The following is an 18,800-nucleotide window of genomic DNA, read 5'->3' as shown; positions in this document are numbered from 1 at the left end:
ATCTCCCCCGTGGTCAGCTCCCGGCCGGGACGACGCCCTCGCCGCTGGTCGTCGTCCGGGCGGCCGCCGTCGTGGCGGTCTTCCGGGTGGTCGTCTTCTTCGCCGCGGTCGCCTTGCCGGTGGTGGCCTTGGCGGTGGTGGCCTTCTTCGCTGCGGTCGCCTTCTTGGCCGGCGCCTTCTTGGCCGCGGCCTTCTTGGTCGCCTTCTTCTTCACCGGTGCCCGCTCGCGGCGGTCGACCAGCAGCTCGGCCGCGCGCTCGAGGGTGATGGTCAGCGGGTCGTCGCCCTTGCGCAGGCTGGCGTTGGACTCGCCGTCGGTGACGTAGGGCCCGAACCGGCCCTCGCGCACGGTGACCATGCCGTTGGTGACCGGGTCGGGGCCCAGCTCGGCCAGCGGGGGCTTCGCCGCGGCCCGACCACGCTGCTTGGGCTGGGCGAAGATCGCCAGCGCCTCGTCCAGCGTGGTGGTGAACAGCTTCTCCTCGCTCTCGATCGAGCGGGAGTCGGTGCCCTTCTTCAGGTACGGGCCGTAGCGTCCGTTCAGCGCCTGGATCTCCTCGCCGTCCTCGGCCTTGCCGACCGTGCGCGGCAGGCTGAGCAGCTTCAGGGCGTCCTCGAGGGTGACCGTCTCGGGCTGCATCGTCTTGAACAGGCTGCCGGTGCGCGGGGACTCCTTGCTGTCCTCGGGCACCACGGTGGTGACGTAGGGGCCGTAGCGGCCGGCCTTGACCACCACGGTGTGGCCGCTCTCGGGGTCGGTGCCCAGCTCGCGGTCGCCCGAGGGCGCCTCCAGCAGCTCGCGGACCCTCTCGCCGGTCAGCTCGTCCGGGGCGATGTCGTCGGCGATCGAGACCCGGGCGCCGTCGTCCCCACCGGCCTGCAGGTAGGGGCCGTACCGGCCGACCCGGACCACGACCGGCTCGCCGGCGGGGCCGGTGGCCTTGAGCGGGATGGAGTTGACCCCGCGGGCGTCGATCTCCTCCAGCCGCTGGCCGACGACGGACTTCAGCCCGCCGGAGGCCGCGATGCCGCCGGCGTGCCCGCCCTCGCCGCCGAAGTAGAACTCGGTCAACCAGTCGACCCGGCGCAGCGTGCCGCCGGCGATCTCGTCGAGCTCGCCCTCGAGCGAGGCGGTGAAGTCGTAGTCGACCAGGGCCGCGAAGTGCTGCTCGAGCAGGTTGACCACCGCGAAGGCGATGAAGGTCGGGATCAGCGCGGACCCCTTCTTCCACACGTACCCGCGGTCCTGGATGGTCTGCATGATCGAGGCGTAGGTGGAGGGCCGGCCGATGCCCAGCTCCTCGAGCGCCTTCGTCAGGCTGGGCTCGGTGTAGCGGGCCGGGGGCGAGGTGGTGTGGCCCTTGGCGTCGAGCTTCGACGTGTCGAGCACCTGCCCGCGCTCGACGCGGGGCAGCCGGCGCTCGGAGTCGTCGGCCTCGGCGTCGTCGCCCGCGGCGCCCTCGTCCTTGCCCTCGACGTAGGCGCGCAGGAAGCCGGGGAAGGTGATGGTGCGACCGCTGGCCGAGAACTCGGCCACCTCGTCGGTCGAGGAGCGCCCGGCCAGCCGGATGGTGACCGTCTGCCCGACCGCGTCGGCCATCTGCGAGGCCACCGTGCGCTGCCAGATCAGCTCGTAGAGCCGGAACTCCTCGCGGGCCAGCTGCCCGGCGAGCTGGCCGGGCGTGCGGAAGGAGTCGCCGGCGGGGCGGATCGCCTCGTGCGCCTCCTGGGCGCCCTTGGCCTTCTTCGAGTAGTGCCGCGCCTCGGCCGGGACGAAGGCGTCGCCGTAGAGCTCGCGGGCCTGGGTGCGGGCCGCGCGCAGCGCCGTCTCGGACAGGTTCGTCGAGTCGGTGCGCATGTAGGTGATGTGCCCGTTCTCGTACAGCCGCTGGGCCGTGCGCATCACCTGCTGGGAGGACCAGCCGAACTTGCGGCCGGCCTCCTGCTGCAGCGTCGAGGTGGTGAAGGGGGCGTAGGGACGGCGGGTGTACCGCTTCTCGTCGACCCGGGTGACCGAGACCTGGGTGTTCTCCAGCCGAGCGGCCAGACCCCGGGCGCCGGCCTCGTCCAGGTGCACCACGTTGCTGGCCACCGCGCCGGTGTCGGCGTCGAAGTCGCGGCCGGTGGCGATGCGGCTGTCGTCCAGGGCGACCAGGTTCGCGGTCAGGTGGCGGGGCTCGCCGTCGTCCGCGGTGTCGGCGGCGGCGACGTCGAAGGTGCCGGTCAGGCTCCAGTAGTCGGCGGCGGTGAACCGCATGCGGGCCCGCTCGCGCTCCACGACGATGCGGGTGGCCACCGACTGCACGCGGCCGGCCGACAGCTTGGGCAGCACCTTCTTCCACAGCACCGGGGAGACCTCGTAGCCGTAGAGCCGGTCGAGGATGCGGCGGGTCTCCTGGGCGTCGACCAGCGCGGTGTCGAGCTCGCGCGGGCTGGCCACCGCCCGGGCGATGGCCTCGCGGGTGATCTCGTGGAACACCATGCGCCGCACCGGGACGGTGGGCTTGAGGGTGTCGACCAGGTGCCAGGCGATGGCCTCGCCCTCGCGGTCCTCGTCGGTGGCGAGGTAGACCTCGGAGGCGTCCTTGACCAGGGCCTTGAGCCGGCTGACCTGCTGCTTGCGGTCGGGGCTGATCACGTAGAGCGGCACGAAGCCGTTGTCGACGTCGACACCCAGCCGGGCCCAGGACTCGCCCTTGTGCGCGGCGGGCACGTCGGCGGCGTTGCGCGGGAGGTCGCGGATGTGGCCGACGCTGGCCTCGACCACGTAGTCGTCGCCCAGGTAGCCGGCGATGGTCTTCGCCTTCGACGGCGACTCCACGATGACCAGCGGCTTGCCCCCGCGAGCCCCGGCCGCCCGCTTGCGGGGCGGGGTCGAGGGAGCGCCGGCGTCGGCCTGCGCGGCGGGCTTCGCGGTCTTGGTGGGCAAGGGGACTCCTGTCGGTGGTGCTGACTGCACGTGCCGGGACGACGACGCGCGCCCCTCGGCGGACGCCACGGTAGGCCACCGCCGGGTGACCCACCGCGCCGAGCAGGCCGTGCGGGCGCGGCGGGACGGCCCCTCAGCCGTGCTCCCGGGTACCGGCGACGACCTCGGCGACGGCCTGCAGCGTCGGGTAGGCCGGGTCGTAGTAGTCGCTGTGCCCCTGCCCGGCGACGGTGGGCAGCTGGGTGTCGCCGAACCCCAGGTCACCCGGGACCCGACCGTAGACGTGCGTCTCGGGGACGAGGTCGTCCCGGGCCGTGGCACCGTAGACCTCGGGCGCCTCCAACCCGTCGGCCGACCACACCGGCACCCCGGGGCTGCCCATCAGCACCACCGCGTCGGCCGCCAGGTCACCCGCGGCGTCCGCCGCGTGGGCGGTGACCACCGTCCCGTAGCTGTGGGCGACGACCGTGGTGCGCGGTGGCCGGGGACCACCCAGCTCGACCGCCTGGGCGCGGGCCGCGGCCAGGCCGTCGAGGGTCCGGTCCAGCTGCGGCCCTCCGGTACGGGCGGCACCGTCGGACAGCGCCGTCCAGGTGGTCGGTGTCCGGTACCCCAGCCACACGACGGCGGCCGCGGCCAGCCCGGGTGCAGCCGCCTCGGCCAGGGCGGTGACCCGGGAGGCGTCGGCGACCACGTCGGGCAGGTCGTCGGTGACCGTGGTGTTGATGCCCGGCACGAGCACCGCCACGGACTCGGCCGTGTCCAGGTCGCCGGTGGACAGCGCGACCAGCCCCGCCCCGGCGTCGAACGTCACCAGCTGCGCCGACCGCCCGTCCGCGGCCAACCCGGCCAGGGCGTCGGCGGTGGTGACCGCCACGGCGTGGCCCGGTGCGGAGACGTCGGCCAGGGCGCCGGCCAGCAGCAGCCGGTTGGCCTGGTCCCGGGCGGCGGCGGGCAGCCCGTCCAGCGCACCGACGGCGGCCGGGTCGGCCTGGATCACCGCCCGCCGCTCCAGCGGGGTCAGCCCGTCCCACCAGGCCGCCGCGGCGACCGGGTCGACGGCGGGCACCGGCAGCGGCGGGCCGACCACCGCGGCGGCCAGCGCGACGCCGTCGAACCCGGGGACGACGACGTCGGCGGTCAGCGGCGCCAGCGGGTCACCCGACGCCCGGGCGGCCGCCAGGACCCCGTCGGCCGCGGCCAGCGCCTGGCGGGCGTGCGACTCGGCCCACGCGGCCGCCCGCTCGCGGTCGGCCACGGCCAGCAGCTGCTCCTCGGCCATCACCGGCGACGAGACCGGCGCCACGACCCCGGCGTCGGAGAGCTCGACCGGGCCGCTGGCCGCGCTGGACCGCGCCGCGGCGGCCTCCTCCTGCGCCGTCCCGGCCTGCCCGACCACCGACCCCAGGGCCTCGGCGCTGACGGCCAGGGCCGCCCGCACCTCCGCGGCCACCGACGAGAGCTCGACCAGGGCCGTGGCGGCCACGTCGGCGGCCGGCCCGGACCACAGGTCGGCGTGCCGCAGCTGGTCGCGCAGCCCGTCCACCTGGTCCCGCCACCCGGTCAGCCGATCCGGCACGTCGGTCAACGACCCGACCGCCCCCCGCAGCGCCGCCAGGTCCCAGGACTCGACGGCGGACAACCCGGTGCTCATCGGGCGACCGCGGCGTGCGGTCCGGCACCCATCCGCTCGGTGAGCAGCCCGTCCAGGGAGCGGTAGGACGCCACCGCCCCGGTCAGCGTCGTGGCCACGGACTGCGCGCGGGTGGCGAGCGCCTCGACCAGGTCGGCCCACCCCAGGCCGGTCGTCGTCAGCTCCTCGGCGGCCGGACCCGTCAGGGCCTGGCCCAGGCGCGCGCCCTCGGCCCGGGTGCTCCCGCCGTCGGCGGCCAGCTGGGCGCCGAGGTCGGTGAGCCGGGCCGCCAGGGCCTCGACGGCGTCCAGCTGCATGGTCACGGTGTCGGGCACGGTGCCCCTCCTGCCTCCGTGGGCCCGTGGTGGGCCCGGTGCCGGCAGGGTCGCCGGACGGGACGACCACGAGGGGGCCGTCGTCCACACCGCGGGCCGCCGTCCACAGATGCCGCCCCGGCCTGGTGGGTTGCCACCGGGTGTGACAGTGGAGGGGTGACGTCCGCCGCCGCGCCGCTCCCCCGGGACCTCCCGGGCGACGAGCTGCTCGCCGCGCTGCTGGCCGGCACCACCGACGACGACTCACCGGTCACCCACGTCCACCGGCTGCCGGTGCGCGCCGCCGCCCACGACGGCTGGCCGACCTGGACCCCGCCGGACCTCCGCGCCCGGCTGACCGCCCGCGGGGTCCGGGAACCCTGGGCGCACCAGGTCGCGGCCGCCGAGCTCGCGCACGCCGGGCAGCACGTCGTGGTCGCCACGGGGACGGCGTCGGGCAAGTCGCTGGCCTACCAGCTGCCCGCCCTCGCCGCGCTCGCCGCCGACCCGCGGGCCTGCGTGCTCTACCTGGCCCCCACGAAGGCGCTGGCCCGCGACCAGCTCGCCGCGGTGGCCGGGTTGGCGCCCCCCGGCGTCCGGCCCGCGGCCTACGACGGCGACACCCCGCAGGAGGAGCGCGACTGGGTGCGCCGGCACGCGCGGTGGATCGTGACCAACCCGGACATGGTGCACCGCGGCATCCTGCCGGCCCACCAGCGCTGGTCCTCGACCCTGCGCCGGGTGGCCTACGTGGTGGTCGACGAGTGCCACGCCTACCGCGGGGTGTTCGGCTCGCACGTGGGCCACGTGCTGCGCCGGCTGCAGCGGATCTGCCGGCGCTACGGCGCCGACCCGGTGTTCGTGCTGGCCTCGGCCACCGTGGCCGACCCGGCGCTGGCCGCCTCCCGGCTGGTCGGGGCACCCGTCACGGCCGTGACCGAGGACGGCTCGCCGCGGCCCGGTGCCACCTTCGCGCTGTGGGAGCCGCCGCTGACCGAGCGCACCGGTGAGCACGGCGCCCCCCTCCGCCGGTCGGCCGCCGCCGACGCGGCCGGGCTGCTCGCCGACCTGGTGCAGCAGGGCGCCCGCACGCTGGCCTTCGTCCGGTCCCGCCGGTCGGCGGAGTCCGTCGCCGACCAGGCGCGGCGGATCCTCGTCGACCGCGGCCGCGGCGACCTGGCCCGCCGGGTCGACTCCTACCGGGGCGGCTACCTGCCCGAGGAGCGCCGCGAGCTCGAGCGGTCGCTGTCGGCCGGGGAGCTGCTGGGGGTGGCGACGACCAACGCCCTCGAGCTGGGCATCGACATCGCCGGGCTCGACGCCGTGCTGCTCGCCGGCTACCCGGGCACCCTGGCCTCGCTGTGGCAGCAGGCCGGCCGGGCCGGGCGCGCGCAGCGGGAGTCGCTGGTGGTCTTCGTCGCCCGCGACGACCCGCTGGACCACTACCTGGCCCACCACCCCCAGGCGGTCTTCGGCCGGGCGGTCGAGGCGACCGTCACCGACCCCGGCAACCCCTACGTGCTCGGGCCGCAGCTGTGCTGCGCGGCGGCCGAGCTGCCGCTCACCGACGACGAGCTGGAGCTGTTCGGCGGCCCGGTCGCCCGGGCCGCGCTGGACGAGCTGGTGGCGGCCGGTCAGCTGCGCCGGCGCCCGACCGGGTGGTACTGGGCCGGTCGCGGCCGGCCCGACGTCGACATCCGCGGCTCCGGTGCCGAGCCGGTGTCGATCGTCGAGGGCTCGACCGGCCGGCTGCTGGGCACCGTGGACGGCGACGCGGCCCACTCGGCGGTGCACACCGGCGCGCTCTACGTGCACCGCGGCGAGACCTACGTGGTCGACGAGCTCGACGTCGAGGACGCCTGCGCCGCCGTGCACCCCGAGAGCCCCGAGTGGACGACGGTCGCCCGCGACGTCACCGACCTGTCGATCGTGGACGTCGCCACCACCCGGCGGCTGGGCACGGTCACCGCGCACACCGGCACCGTCGACGTGACCAACCAGGTGGTGGCCTACCAGCGCCGCCGGCTGGGCACCGGCGAGGTGCTCGCGGAGTTCCCGCTGGACCTGCCGGCCCGTCAGCTGCGCACCCGCGCGGTGTGGCTGACGCTGGACGAGCGCGCGATCCAGCGCGCCGAGGTGGACGACCGCGAGCTGCCCGGCGCCCTGCACGCCGCCGAGCACGCCGCGATCGGCATCCTGCCGCTGCTGGCCACCTGCGACCGCTGGGACCTCGGTGGGGTGTCGACCGCGCTGCACCCGGACACCGGCGCGGCGACGATCGTGGTCTACGACGGCCACCCCGGCGGCGCGGGGTTCGCCGAGCGCGGGCACGCGGTGCTTCGCCGGTGGCTGACGGCCACCCGGGCGACGGTGGCCACCTGCGAGTGCGAGTCCGGCTGCCCCTCGTGCGTGCAGTCGCCCAAGTGCGGCAACGGCAACGACCCGCTGGACAAGGCCGGCGCAGTGCGGGTGCTCGACGTCGTCCTCGACGAGCTGGCCGCGGCCGGGGACGTCGACGGGCCGGCGGACACCCCCGAGGACGACGACCCCCGGGGGCTCGGCGGCGCGTTCGCGCAGGCACGCGCCGGGACGTCGGCGGCGCACTCGCGGGCTCTGCGCCGCCGCGCCCAGCTGGGGGCCGCCCCCGCGGTCCGGGCGGTGCGCCGCCGCCCGCAGCCCGACGCCGCCGACCCGCCGGCGGCCGAGGACGACCCGTTCGCCGAGCCGCCCGAGGACGACCTGGTCTTCTGAGCCGTGCCACCTCAGGGGTCGGCGCCCCGCGGCACCGGCCCGGCCCGGGCGCGACCCGCGGCCTGGGTGACCCCGACCGGGCCCAGCTGGACCGGGACGGCCACCTCGACCGCGACCACGGCGTCGGGCCCGACCGTGCAGCTGGTCAGGTCGGCGCCGTTGGCCTGCGCGACGGCGCGACCGGTGTCGCACGCGGCCGGGTCGCCCAGCACGGCCCGCCCGGCGACCGCGAGGGCGGCGAGGTCGGCCGCCGCCCCGGCCCGGTGCCGGGCCACCACGGCGGCACCGACCAGCACCGTCGCGGCACCGACCAGCGCGAGCACCGCGGCCAGGGCCACGGTCCACACCGTCGCCGACCCCCGCTCCCCCCGGTCCGCCCCCCGCACCCGGTCGCCGCTCACCCGGCACCCGGTTCCACGAGCGCCGTCGCAGCCGCGGACACCGTGAGGGCCAGCGGCACCGGGCCCAGGGGGCGGACCCGGGCCGAGACGGTCACCGTGACCCGGTCCCCGGCCGTGCCGGTGCGCACGGTGGCGCCGTGCGGCCCGGCCCGGTCGACCAGCTCCACGACCGTCGTCGCGCTCTCCCCGCGGGCCGCCGCCCGGGCCCCCTCCCGTGCCGCGTCGACGCACCGCAGCTGGGCGCCCACCAGCACGACCGCGGCGACGGCCGCGGCCAGCACGAGCAGCAGGACCGGCAGCACCACCGCCGTCTCCGCGGTGACCATCCCCTGCTCGCGGGACCGGGCGGCGGCCACGCTCAGGCCAGCGTCGCGAGCGCCCGGGACACCAGAGCGCCCAGCCCGGCGACCACCGAGTCGCCGGTGACCACCTGGTAGAGCACCGCGGCGAACGCGCACGCCGCCACCGTCCCGACGGCGTACTCCGCCGTGCTCATCCCGTCCTCCGGGTCCGCGACCAGTCGCCGCCACCACCGCGCCATGTCCTGCCTCCTCGACCGGCCCGCTCGTCGGGCCACTCCCCGACCCTCGGGCCCGCCAGGGGTCCCCGGGCCGGGTCGCGCACATCTGTGGACGGCGCCCCCGGATGTGGACGACGGCGAGCACGACCGGCGTCGGTGTGCTCATCCCAGGACGTCCTCGGCGATGCCCAGCACCAGCGGGACGACGCCCAGGCACAGGAAGGCCGGCAGGAAGCACAGCCCCAGCGGCGCCAGCACCCACACCCCGGCCTGCTGCACCGCGGCGGCCGTGGCCGACCGCCGGGCCACCCGCAGGTCGGCGGCCAGCGCCTGCAGCGCCGGGACCACCGAGGACCCGGACTCCCCCGCCCGCACGACCACCCGGGCCAGCGCCGCGGCGTCGGCGGGCACGTCGTGCCAGGCGGTGCGGGCCGGTGCGCCCAGCTGCAACCGCCCGGCCACGACGTCCAGGGCCCGGCCCAGCGGTCCCCCGGTCGCCGTCGCCACCGCGCCGACGGCACCCGGCACCGGGGTGCCGGCGGCCAGGCACACCGCCAGCAGGTCGCACACCAGCGGCAGGTCGTCGCGGACCCGGACGCCGTCGTCCGGCCCGGCGGCCGCGTCCCGACGGGCCCACCGCTCGACACCGACGGCCACCCCCGCGGCCAGCAGCACCGACCCCGGCCCGACACCGCCCACGACCAGGACGACGCCCCCGGCCAGGGCACCGAGACCCCAGCGCCGGAGGGGGCCGGCCGGCTCGCCGACGACCGCCACGACGGGCCCGGGCCGGGTCAGCCGCGCTGCCGGCCCCGGTGCCCGTGGCCACACCACGAGCGCCGACGCGAGCAGGAGGAGGACGGTCATGCCCGCGCCGCCCGGTCGGCCAACCGGCCCGACCAGGTGATGCCGGCCGCCTCCAGCCCCACCCCGACCAGGAGCAGGACGGTGCCGACCGGGGTCGTGGTCAGCACCCGCCACGGGTCGGCGCCGATGCCGGCGCCCATGAGCAGCCCGAGCACGGGCAGGCCGGCCAGCACGACGGCGGAGGCGCGCGGACCGGACAGGGCGGCGCCCAGCTCGGCCCGGGTGCGCAACCCGGCGCGCAGGTCGTCCTCGGCAGCGGTGACCACGGCGGCCAACGAGCACCCGGTGCGGGCGCTGACCCGGGCTGCGGTGACCACCCGGGCCAGCGCTGCCCGGGCCTCGTCCGGCAGGTCGGCGACCACCGTCGCCGCGCCCAGGGCGGGGGCCAGCGCCGCCGCGGCCACCGGGTGCGGGCAGCTCCCCACCGCCGTACCCGTGGCGTCGGCCAGCGAGCGGCCGGCCCGGAGCTCGGCGGCCAGCACACCCAGTGCCTCGGCCAGCGCCCGCACCTGGTCCAGCGCGTCCCGGGACCGCGCCCCCGACCGCCACGCCCGGGCGGCTCCCCACGCCCCGGCGGCGGCCACCCCGGCCACCACCGGCGTGCTCAGCACCGCACCGAGCGCCCCCGCGCCGGCGACGGCCGCCCAGGTCAGCGGCACCTCCGGCCGGGCCGGCCGTCGTCCGGGCCGCAGCCGGGCGAGGACCACCACCCGGGGCCAGCAGAGCGCGGCCGCCGCCAGGCACAGCAGGGCGCCGGTCACGGCAGCCCGAGCAGGTCGGCCAGCCCGCCGGCGGCCGGCGCGCTGCCGCCGTCGGCCCGCCACCCCGGGACCACCCGCACGAGCTCGCCGTCCCGGTGGACCAGGCCGATCTCGTCGACCCGACGCCCCGTCGGTGCGCGGCGCAGGTGGACCACGACCGACAGCGCGGCGGCGGCCTGGCTGTGCACCGCGGCCCGGTCCAGCCCGGCGGCGGTGCCCAGGGCCTCGAGCCGGGCGGGGACGTCGCCGGCCCGGTTGACGTGCAGGGTGCCGCACCCGCCGTCGTGCCCGGTGTTGAGCGCGGCCAGCAGGTCGACGACCTCGCCTCCCCTGACCTCCCCCACGACCAGCCGGTCGGGACGCATCCGCAGGGCCTGCCGCACCAGGTCGCGCAGGCCGACCGCCCCCACGCCCTCCACGTTGGCCGGGCGGGTCAGCAGCCGGACGACGTGCGGGTGGGCCGGGTCGAGCTCGGCGGCGTCCTCGCAGAGCAGCAGCCGCTCGGTCGGGTCGGCCAGCCCCAGCAGCGCCGAGAGCAGCGTCGTCTTGCCCGTGCCGGTGCCACCGGTGACCAGGAACGCGACCCGCTGCCGCACCACGGCGGTGAGCAGCTCCGCCGACCGGCCGGGCAGCGAGCCCGCGGCGACGAGGTCCGGGAGCGCCAGCCGGGCCCGCCGCAGCACCCGGAGGGACAGGCAGGTGCCGCTGCCGGAGACCGGGGGCAGCACCGCGTGCAGCCGGGTGCCGTCGGGCAGGCCGACGTCGACCCACGGCGCGGCGTCGTCGAGCCGGCGTCCGGCGGACCCGGCCAACCGCACCGCGAGCCGACGGACCGCGTCGTCGTCGACGAACCGGACCGCCGCGCGCTCGAGACCGGCCCCGCGGTCGACCCAGACGTGGTCGGGCCCGACCACGAGCACGTCGGTGGTGCCCGGGGTGCGCAGCAGCGGTTCGAGGACCCCGGCACCGGCGAACTCGTCGACCGCGGCGCGGACGGCGGTGAGCACGTCGCCGTCCCCGAGCAGCCCGGCGCTCTCCTGCCGGACCAGCGCGGCGACCGTGGCCTGGTCGGGCCGGGTGGCGCCGGTGGCCAACCGGGCCCGCACCCGGTCGACCAGCGGCTCAGGCACGGACCACCGCACCGGCGGCACCGGCCGTGAGCAGCCGGCGGACCACCTGGCCCAGCGGGGTGCGCGCCCCCACCTGGGGTGGCTCGCCCCGCTCACCGCGGGCCGGTGCGGAGCGGTCGTGCACCAGCTCGGCGACCACCTGGCGCCCCAGGGCGGTCGTGATCTCGGCCGGACCCAGCCCACCGGGCGAGGTGCGGGCGACCAGCGCGGCCCGCCCCCAGGCGGGGTCGGCCAGCAGCGCCCCGGCGGCGGCCAGCGCCCGCACCCGGCCGGGCACCACGAGCACGGCGAGGTCGGCGTCGGCGAGCACCTGCTCGGCGACCCCGGGGTCGGCCCGGTGCGGGAGGTCGACGACCACCGGGTGCCCGTCGGCCCGCGCCGCCGCGACCACCGCGGCGAGCGCACCGGGCGGCACCGCGGACGGCACCTCCCGCGACGGTGCCAGGACGTGCACCCCGTGGGCGTGCGGCAGGGAGGCGACGACCGCGGCGCCGTCGACCCGACCGCGGAGCCCGGCGAGGTCGGGCCAGCGCAGACCGTCGGCCCACTCGGCCCCCAGCAGCAGGTCCAGCCCGCCGCCGCCCGGGTCGGTGTCGACCAGGACGGCACCCCGTTCCCCCGGCACGGACAGCGCGAGCGCTGTCGCCAACGTGCTGGCCCCCGCACCGCCGCACGCCCCGGAGACGACCAGCAGGGCCCCCGGCTCGACCGGGTCGCGGACCGCCCGGGCCGCCCGCTCGACCAACCAGCCCTCGTCGCGGGGCAGCACCACGACCCGCTCGGCGCCGACCGCCAGCGCCGCCTCGAAGCCCTCGCCGTCGAGCTCCGCCCGGCTGGCCACCACGACGCCGGGCCGCCGCGGCAGGGCCCGGACGGCGGCCGCGCCCAGCGCATCGGCGCCGAGCACCACCAGCGGCGCCGCCCGGTGGGCCCGGCGCAGCGCGGCGCCGCCGTGGGTCAGCTCCGGGATGGTGCCGGCCGCCGCGAGCAGGTGCAGCAGCTCGTCGACCAGGCCGTCGTCGGAGCTGATGACGAGGGGATGGGGTCCGGTGCGTTCGTCCACCCGGGCAGTGAGCGCCACCGCGGTGGTCCGTGGCGGGTCCGGCGAGGATCTGTGGACAACCCCTCCGGGTGTGGACGACGGCGTGCCGGAGGTCGGCGGGGTCTGCTAGCCCTAGCCTCGTGCCCCATGAGACCCGACGGACCCCGCAGCGCGGTGTTCTTCGACCTGGACAAGACCGTGATCGCCAAGTCCAGCACGCTGGCCTTCGGCCGGCCGTTCTTCCAGGGCGGGCTGATCAACCGGCGCGCGGTGCTCAAGGGCGCCTACGCGCAGTTCGTGTTCTCCCTGGCCGGGGCGGACGCGGTGCAGATGGAGCGCATGCGGGCGCAGATCACCGCGATGTGCACCGGGTGGCAGGTGGACGTGGTGCACGACATCGTCCGGGAGACCCTGCACTCGATCGTCGACCCGCTGGTCTACGCCGAGGCCGTCGACCTCGTCGAGGCGCACCGGGCGGCCGGTCGCGAGGTGGTGATCGTCTCCAGCAGCGGCGCCGAGATGGTCGAGCCGATCGGCGAGATGCTCGGGGTGGACCGGGTGGTGGCCACCCGCATGGTGGTGGTCGACGGGCGCTACACCGGCGAGATCGAGTTCTACGCCTACGGCGAGGGCAAGGCGCAGGCCATGCGCGAGGTGGCCGCCGAGCGCGGGTACGACCTGGCCGACTGCCACGCCTACTCCGACTCGATCACCGACCTGCCCATGCTCGAGGCGGTCGGCCACCCCACGGCGGTGAACCCCGACCGGGGCCTGCGCCGGGCCGCGGCCGAGCGGGGGTGGCCGGTGCTGGAGTTCCGCCGACCGGTGGCGTTGAGCTCCCGCACGACCCAGCGCACCCAGGTGGTCACCGGTGCGGCGGTCGGCGTGGGCGCCGCCGTCGTCGGGCTGGCCTGGTTCGTGCGCCGGCGGGCCCTGCGCGCCTGATGGTCGCCGAGCTCCGGCACCGCGACCTGCTCGCGCCGCTGTGGCGCGTGGTGGTGGCCTTCCGGCTGGTGGCCTGGGTGCTCGCCGTCCTGGGGTGGTTCCGGGAGCGGACGGACTACCCGGGGATGGTCGCGCCGCTGGCGGTGCTGGCCGCGATGGCGGTCTGGACGGTGGTGGTCACCGCCGCCTACAGCCGCGCCGCGGGTCGTCGCACCCGGATGACCCTGCTCGACCTCGGGGTGACCGTGCTGCTGCTGGCCGCCACGCTGGCCACCCAGCCGGCCGGCGCGTTCGGCGAGGGCGCCCCGATCGTCACCTCGATCTGGGTGGCCGGCCCGGCCCTGGCCATGGGCCTGGTCCGCGGTCGGGACGGCGGCCTGGTCGGTGCGCTGGTGGTCTGGGCGGCGGTGACCGCGCTGCGCGGCTACGTCGGCGACCGCGAGGTGTTCAACCTGACGCTGCTGGTCCTCACCGCCGTCCTGCTGGGGTACGCCGCCACCATCACCCGGCGGGCCGAGCTGGCCCTGCGCGAGGCGGCGGCCGCCCAGGCGGCGGCGGCGGAGCGCGAGCGGCTGGGTCGGGCGGTGCACGACGGCGTGCTGCAGGTGCTGGCCGCCGTGCGGCGCCGCGGGGGCGACCCCGAGCTGACCCGGCTGGCCGCCGTGCAGGAGGTCGCCCTCCGCGGCCTGCTCACCACCGGCCCCGAGGTGGCCGTGGGCACGGCCGACCTGGGCACGGCGCTGCGCCTGCTGGCGACCCCCGACGTCGAGGTGGCCGGCCCGGCCGAACCGGTCGAGCTGGCCGCGCACACCACGGCCGAGGTCACCGCCGCGGTCCGCGAGGCGCTGGCCAACACCGTCGAGCACGCCCCCGGGGCGCACGCCTGGGTGTCGCTGGAGCCGGCCGACGACGAGGTGGTCGTGGTGGTCCGCGACGACGGCCCCGGCATCGCCGAGGGCCGGCTGCCGGTCGCCGAGCGCGAGGGCCACCACGGCGTGCGCTCGTCGATCTGCGGCAGGCTGGCCGACCTGGGCGGGTCCGCCGTCCTGCACACCGGCCCGGGCCAGGGCACCGAATGGGAGCTCACGATCCCGAGGGGGACCGACCGATGACGACGGTGATGGTGGTCGACGACCACCCGATGTGGCGCGAGGCCGTCGAGCGCGACCTGGTCGCCCGCGGGTTCGAGGTGGTGGCCACGGCCGGCGACGCCGGCGCCGCGGTGCGCCGGGCGCTGGCCGTGCGCCCCGACGTCGTGGTCATGGACCTGCAGCTGGGCACCGGGTCGGGTGTCGACGCCACGCGCGACGTCGTGGCCGCCCTGCCGACCACCCGGGTGCTCGTGCTCTCGGCCAGCGCCGAGCAGGTCGACGTCCTGGAGGCGGTCAAGGCCGGGGCGTCGGGCTACCTCGTGAAGTCCTCGTCCGCCGACGAGCTGGCCGACGCGGTGACCCGCACGGCGGCCGGCGACGCGGTCTTCTCCGCCGGCCTGGCCGGGCTGCTGCTGGGTGAGTACCGGCGGCTGCAGGCCGGCCCGGACGACGGCGCCCCCCGGCTGACCGACCGCGAGACCGAGGTGCTCAAGCTGGTCAGCCGCGGGCTGTCGGCCAAGGCCATCGCCGAGCGGCTGGTGCTGAGCCACCGCACGGTCGAGAACCACGTGCAGAACACCCTGCGCAAGCTGCAGCTGCACAACCGGGTCGAGCTGACCCGCTACGCCATCGAGCACGGGCTGGCCGACCCCGACACTGCATGACCATGCGGCAGGGTGCATAATCTCCAACCGTGTCCAAGGTCCTGACGTCCCTGCCCGTCGGCGAGCGTGTCGGCATCGCCTTCTCCGGGGGTCTCGACACCTCCGTGGCGGTCGCCTGGATGCGCGACAAGGGCGCGGTGCCCTGCACGTACACCGCCGACATCGGCCAGTACGACGAGACCGACATCGGGTCGATCCCCGGTCGTGCGGCCCAGTACGGCGCCGAGCTCTCGCGGCTGGTCGACTGCCGCGCCGCGCTGGTCGAGGAGGGCCTGGCCGCGCTGACCTGCGGCGCCTTCCACATCCGCTCGGGTGGGCGCGCCTACTTCAACACCACCCCGCTGGGCCGCGCGGTCACCGGCACGCTGCTGGTGCGCGCGATGCTCGAGGACGGCGTGCAGATCTGGGGCGACGGCTCGACCTTCAAGGGCAACGACATCGAGCGGTTCTACCGCTACGGGCTGCTGGCCAACCCGAGCCTGCGGATCTACAAGCCGTGGCTGGACGCCGACTTCGTCACCGAGCTCGGCGGCCGCAAGGAGATGAGCGAGTGGCTGGTCGCCCACGACCTGCCCTACCGCGACTCCACCGAGAAGGCCTACTCCACCGACGCCAACATCTGGGGTGCCACCCACGAGGCGAAGTCCCTCGAGCACCTGGACGTCCCGCTGGAGGCCGTGCAGCCGATCATGGGCGTGCGGTTCTGGGACCCGTCGGTCGAGATCGAGCCCGAGGACGTCACGATCGGCTTCGAGCAGGGCCGCCCGGTGAGCATCGACGGCGCGCGCTTCGACTCCGACGTCGACCTGGTGCTGGCGGCGAACGCGATCGGCGGCCGGCACGGCCTGGGCATGAGCGACCAGATCGAGAACCGGATCATCGAGGCCAAGAGCCGCGGGGTCTACGAGGCGCCGGGCATGGCGCTGCTGCACATCGCCTACGAGCGGCTGGTCAACGCCATCCACAACGAGGACACCCTCGAGACCTACCACCGCGAGGGCCGTCGGCTCGGCCGGCTCATGTACGAGGGGCGCTGGCTGGACCCGCAGGGGCTGATGCTGCGGGAGTCCCTGCAGCGCTGGGTGGGTGCGGCGATCACCGGGTCGGTCACGCTGCGGCTGCGGCGCGGTGAGGACTGGACGATCCTCACGACCGACGGTCCCTCGTTCAGCTACCACCCGGACAAGCTCTCGATGGAGCGCACGACCGACTCCGCCTTCGGGCCGGTCGACCGGATCGGCCAGCTGACCATGCGGAACCTGGACATCGCCGACTCCCGGTCGAAGCTCGAGCAGTACGCCGCGATCGGCATGCTGGGCTCGCACGCCGACCTGGTGGGCGACCTCGAGGCCGGCGGCGCGGACGCCATCGCCTCCCGCGGCGAGGCCTCCGAGGAGGACCAGATGCTCGACCGCGCCGCCATGGAGGTCGGGAACGACTAGTGGCGTGGTGGCAGCTGCTGCTCGGCGTGCTGGCCGGGTCGGTGCTGCTCTACGTCGTCCTGCTCGCGCTGCTGTGGGGGTACGCCCGGCTGCACCCCGACACCGTCTCCGCCCGCGAGGCGCTGCGGCTGCTGCCCGACGTCGTCCGGTTCATCAAGCGGTTGGCCGGCGACGGGTCGCTGCCCCGCGGCGTCCGCGTGCGGCTGGGGCTGCTGCTGGTCTACCTGGCCTCGCCGGTGGACCTGGTGCCCGACGTGGTCCCGGTGATCGGGTACGCCGACGACGCCGTGGTGGTCGCGCTCGTGCTGCGCTCGGTCGTGCGCGCCGCCGGCCCGGAGGCGCTGGACCGGCACTGGCCGGGCAGCACGACCGGCCTGCAGCTGGTGCGCCGGCTGGCCGGGATCAGCGCTTCAGGGCCTGCCTGACCCGGTCGAGCACGGGGGTCGCCCGCTCCAGCAGCGGCCCGGCCTCCTCCTTGGCCCGCTCGGCCAGGGTGCTGACGGTCGACTGCGGGTCGAAGGCGCGGGCCGCGGCGGTCAGCGCCGCCACCTCGTCGGCGGCGAGGTCGAGGTCGGCGGCAGCGGCGTTGAACTCCAGCTGCTCCACGCTCGAGGCCCCGGGGATGGCCACGGTGCGGGGCTGGGCCAGGAGCCAGGCCAGCGCCGCCTGCGCCGGGGCCACGTGGTGCGCGTCGGCGACCTCGCGCAGCACAGCCAGCAGCGGCTCGACCCGGCGCAGGTTCTCGGTGCCGAACAGCTTGTTCATCGCCCGCACGCCGCCGGGGCGGTTGTCCACGCCGTACTTCCCGCCGAGCAGCCCCTGGGCGAGCGGGCTGTAGGCGATGACCAGGCGGTCCTCGGCCTCCGCGAAGGGCACCAGGTCGTCGAGCGGACCGGCGGCGGCGAGGGAGAACTCGACCTGGTTGCTGATGACCGGCCGGCCCAGGGCCTCGTCGGCCAGCCGCCACCGGTCGAGGGTGTAGTTCGAGACGCCGACGGCGCCGATGCGGCCCTCGTCGAGCAACGCGCCCATGCCCTTCATCGTCACGGTGTCCGGGACGACGGGGTTGGGCTGGTGCACCTGGTACAGCGGGATGCGGCGCACCCCGAGCCGCTGCGCGCTGCCCTGCCACGCCTTGCGCACCAGCTTGGGGAACGGGGCGATCGGCAGCACCTTCGAGGCCAGGACGACGTCGTCGCGCTGCTCCCCCAGCGCCGCGCCCAGGATCCGCTCGCTCTTGCCCGGCCCGTGCACCTCGGCGGTGTCGAACAGGGTGATGCCCAGCTCCAGGGCCCGCCGGACGATCGCGGTGGCCCCGGCGTCGGCGTAGTCGTCGCCGTAGCCCCACTCCCGGGACCCGAACTGCCAGGTGCCCAACCCGATCCGGGAGACAGGGCCGAGTCCGTCGACGGTGAGTGAACGCATGCCCCCACCCTGCCCGTTCCGGAGGGGGACTACCCGCGGAGGAGGGACTCGCAGATGGCCAGGCCCTCGACGGCGCCGAGCTCGGTGGCGCGGCAGCAGTGGGCCAGCCAGCCGGCGACGCCGTCGGCCGTGCCGCTGCGGTAACCGGCCAGCGCCTCGGCGTACGCGGGGGCGCCCAGCTCGGCGAAGCCCACCTCCGGGACCGACACGGCCTTCGGGTCCAGGCCGCGGGCGATGCCGGTCAGCCGGCCGGCGGCCCGGGCCACCACACCGCTGCCGACGGCGAAGGGCTCGACCGCGGCCAGCTCGCCGTGCACCACCGCGGCGATCAGCACCGCGGGCGCCGTCGTCGCGCCGGTGATCAGGCCGAACACCCCGCCCAGGCGGCCGCTGGCCTGCACCGACGGCCGGCCCAGGTCGGCGGTGGGCACCAGGTCGGCGGCGGCCAGCACGTGCATGCGGGCCAGCACCTGGCCCGGCGCGCGGTCCCAGGTGTCGACCATCGAACCCAGCGCGACCGACACCCGGAGCGCGCCCTGCAGGGTCGGCTCGCTGACGTCGCCGGTGCGCACCTGCGCCAGCGGGACGTCGACGCCCTCGAGCGACGCCGAGGCGCGGGCCCCGCGCAGCGCCGACTCGGAGCTGACGCCCGCGGACTCCCGGCGCAGCACCTTGTGCCCGAGCAACCGGTCGACGGCGGTGCGGGCGGCGTCGGCGGCGTCGCGCACGCCCGGGAGGTCCAGCAGCGGCGCCAGCGGGTCCGGTCCGGTCGGCCGGGTGGGACGCGGGGCCGCCCGACGGGTGCCGAGGCCCGCGGCACCGGGGCCGTCCGTGGGGGGCCGCATGGGGATCGTCACGCTGCGACGGTAGCGGCGCCCCTAGGC

Annotated in this window: 18 protein-coding genes; 6 read left to right on the top strand and 12 right to left on the bottom strand. The window is 76.8% G+C overall.

Annotated elements, in window-relative coordinates; all coding sequences use genetic code 11:
- Positions 1–13: 13 nt before the first annotated feature.
- The 3 genes from topA to BLS67_RS14130 form a co-directional block, all read right to left on the bottom strand.
- Positions 14–2,929 carry a type I DNA topoisomerase gene (gene topA / locus BLS67_RS14140; RefSeq protein ID WP_091246293.1) on the bottom strand — a complete coding sequence of 972 codons (2,916 nt, stop codon included), beginning with the start codon at positions 2,927–2,929 and terminating at the stop codon, positions 14–16.
- A 133-nt stretch (positions 2,930–3,062) separates the two neighbouring features.
- Positions 3,063–4,583, bottom strand: coding sequence for an alpha/beta hydrolase (locus tag BLS67_RS14135; RefSeq protein WP_091246290.1), 1,521 nt, complete (start codon positions 4,581–4,583; stop codon positions 3,063–3,065).
- Positions 4,580–4,897: a hypothetical protein gene (locus tag BLS67_RS14130; protein ID WP_091246287.1), complete on the bottom strand. Its 318-nt coding sequence runs from the start codon at positions 4,895–4,897 to the stop codon at positions 4,580–4,582. The genes BLS67_RS14135 and BLS67_RS14130 overlap by 4 nt, the downstream gene beginning before the upstream one ends.
- 156 nt (positions 4,898–5,053) lie before the next feature.
- Here BLS67_RS14130 and BLS67_RS14125 point away from each other — a divergent pair, with 156 nt between their 5' ends.
- A complete protein-coding gene (locus BLS67_RS14125; protein WP_242654082.1) occupies positions 5,054–7,627 on the top strand; it encodes a DEAD/DEAH box helicase in 2,574 nt (857 codons plus the stop codon).
- An 11-nt stretch (positions 7,628–7,638) separates the two neighbouring features.
- Here BLS67_RS14125 and BLS67_RS14120 read toward each other — a convergent pair whose 3' ends face one another.
- From BLS67_RS14120 to ssd, 7 genes are all read right to left on the bottom strand, one after another.
- On the bottom strand, positions 7,639–8,028 hold the full coding sequence (locus BLS67_RS14120; RefSeq protein WP_091246285.1) for an Rv3654c family TadE-like protein: 390 nt from the start codon (positions 8,026–8,028) through the stop codon (positions 7,639–7,641).
- Complete coding sequence (locus BLS67_RS14115) at positions 8,025–8,384, bottom strand: TadE family type IV pilus minor pilin (protein WP_242654081.1); 360 nt, start codon at positions 8,382–8,384, stop codon at positions 8,025–8,027. Before BLS67_RS14115 ends, BLS67_RS14120 begins: the two co-directional genes overlap by 4 nt.
- Before the next feature lie 2 nt (positions 8,385–8,386).
- Positions 8,387–8,569 carry a DUF4244 domain-containing protein gene (locus tag BLS67_RS14110; RefSeq protein ID WP_091246282.1) on the bottom strand — a complete coding sequence of 61 codons (183 nt, stop codon included), beginning with the start codon at positions 8,567–8,569 and terminating at the stop codon, positions 8,387–8,389.
- Positions 8,570–8,710: 141 nt separating this feature from the next.
- A complete protein-coding gene (locus tag BLS67_RS14105; RefSeq protein ID WP_091246280.1) occupies positions 8,711–9,415 on the bottom strand; it encodes a type II secretion system F family protein in 705 nt (234 codons plus the stop codon).
- Entirely contained in the window at positions 9,412–10,176 is a 765-nt protein-coding gene (locus BLS67_RS14100; protein WP_091246277.1) for a type II secretion system F family protein, read from the bottom strand. The genes BLS67_RS14105 and BLS67_RS14100 overlap by 4 nt, the downstream gene beginning before the upstream one ends.
- Positions 10,173–11,306, bottom strand: coding sequence for a TadA family conjugal transfer-associated ATPase (locus tag BLS67_RS24125; RefSeq protein ID WP_207500583.1), 1,134 nt, complete (start codon positions 11,304–11,306; stop codon positions 10,173–10,175). The genes BLS67_RS14100 and BLS67_RS24125 overlap by 4 nt, the downstream gene beginning before the upstream one ends.
- A complete protein-coding gene (gene ssd, locus BLS67_RS24120) occupies positions 11,299–12,369 on the bottom strand; it encodes a septum site-determining protein Ssd (protein ID WP_207500582.1) in 1,071 nt (356 codons plus the stop codon). Before ssd ends, BLS67_RS24125 begins: the two co-directional genes overlap by 8 nt.
- Positions 12,370–12,495: 126 nt before the next feature.
- Here ssd and BLS67_RS14090 point away from each other — a divergent pair, with 126 nt between their 5' ends.
- From BLS67_RS14090 to BLS67_RS14070, 5 genes are read left to right on the top strand one after another with little or no spacing between them, the layout of a single operon-like run.
- On the top strand, positions 12,496–13,293 hold the full coding sequence (locus tag BLS67_RS14090; protein ID WP_091246274.1) for an HAD family hydrolase: 798 nt from the start codon (positions 12,496–12,498) through the stop codon (positions 13,291–13,293).
- On the top strand, positions 13,293–14,405 hold the full coding sequence (gene macS / locus BLS67_RS14085; RefSeq protein WP_091246272.1) for a MacS family sensor histidine kinase: 1,113 nt from the start codon (positions 13,293–13,295) through the stop codon (positions 14,403–14,405). The genes BLS67_RS14090 and macS overlap by 1 nt, the downstream gene beginning before the upstream one ends.
- On the top strand, positions 14,402–15,049 hold the full coding sequence (locus BLS67_RS14080; RefSeq protein ID WP_091246268.1) for a response regulator: 648 nt from the start codon (positions 14,402–14,404) through the stop codon (positions 15,047–15,049). Before macS ends, BLS67_RS14080 begins: the two co-directional genes overlap by 4 nt.
- Positions 15,050–15,078: 29 nt before the next feature.
- Positions 15,079–16,491: an argininosuccinate synthase gene (gene argG, locus BLS67_RS14075; RefSeq protein WP_091246265.1), complete on the top strand. Its 1,413-nt coding sequence runs from the start codon at positions 15,079–15,081 to the stop codon at positions 16,489–16,491.
- Entirely contained in the window at positions 16,491–16,916 is a 426-nt protein-coding gene (locus BLS67_RS14070) for a YkvA family protein (protein WP_242654080.1), read from the top strand. Before argG ends, BLS67_RS14070 begins: the two co-directional genes overlap by 1 nt.
- On the opposite strand, the gene BLS67_RS14065 is transcribed toward BLS67_RS14070, so the two are convergent.
- A complete protein-coding gene (locus BLS67_RS14065; RefSeq protein WP_091246262.1) occupies positions 16,894–17,916 on the bottom strand; it encodes an aldo/keto reductase in 1,023 nt (340 codons plus the stop codon). The two genes, BLS67_RS14070 and BLS67_RS14065, sit on opposite strands and share 23 nt — an antisense overlap.
- A 29-nt stretch (positions 17,917–17,945) precedes the next feature.
- Positions 17,946–18,773 (bottom strand): Fic family protein, encoded by an 828-nt coding sequence (locus BLS67_RS14060; RefSeq protein WP_242654079.1) that lies wholly within the window; start codon positions 18,771–18,773, stop codon positions 17,946–17,948.
- Positions 18,774–18,800 lie beyond the last annotated feature (27 nt).

Source organism: Klenkia soli, from assembly GCF_900103975.1.
GTDB classification, from domain to species: Bacteria; Actinomycetota; Actinomycetes; order Mycobacteriales; family Geodermatophilaceae; genus Klenkia; species Klenkia soli.
Note: the sequence above shows the minus strand (reverse complement) of the source record. Positions and strands in the feature narration are given on the sequence as shown.

What these genes read in the sequence shown, in the direction of transcription:
- BLS67_RS14135 (WP_091246290.1), bottom strand. Translation starts at nt 4,583, where the DNA reads ATGAGCACCGGGTTGTCCGCCGTCGAGTCCTGGGACCTGGCGGCGCTG.
- BLS67_RS14110 (WP_091246282.1), bottom strand. Translation starts at nt 8,569, where the DNA reads ATGGCGCGGTGGTGGCGGCGACTGGTCGCGGACCCGGAGGACGGGATG.
- BLS67_RS14105 (WP_091246280.1), bottom strand. Translation starts at nt 9,415, where the DNA reads ATGACCGTCCTCCTCCTGCTCGCGTCGGCGCTCGTGGTGTGGCCACGG.
- BLS67_RS14090 (WP_091246274.1), top strand. Translation starts at nt 12,496, where the DNA reads ATGAGACCCGACGGACCCCGCAGCGCGGTGTTCTTCGACCTGGACAAG.
- macS (WP_091246272.1), top strand. Translation starts at nt 13,293, where the DNA reads ATGGTCGCCGAGCTCCGGCACCGCGACCTGCTCGCGCCGCTGTGGCGC.
- BLS67_RS14080 (WP_091246268.1), top strand. Translation starts at nt 14,402, where the DNA reads ATGACGACGGTGATGGTGGTCGACGACCACCCGATGTGGCGCGAGGCC.
- BLS67_RS14065 (WP_091246262.1), bottom strand. Translation starts at nt 17,916, where the DNA reads ATGCGTTCACTCACCGTCGACGGACTCGGCCCTGTCTCCCGGATCGGG.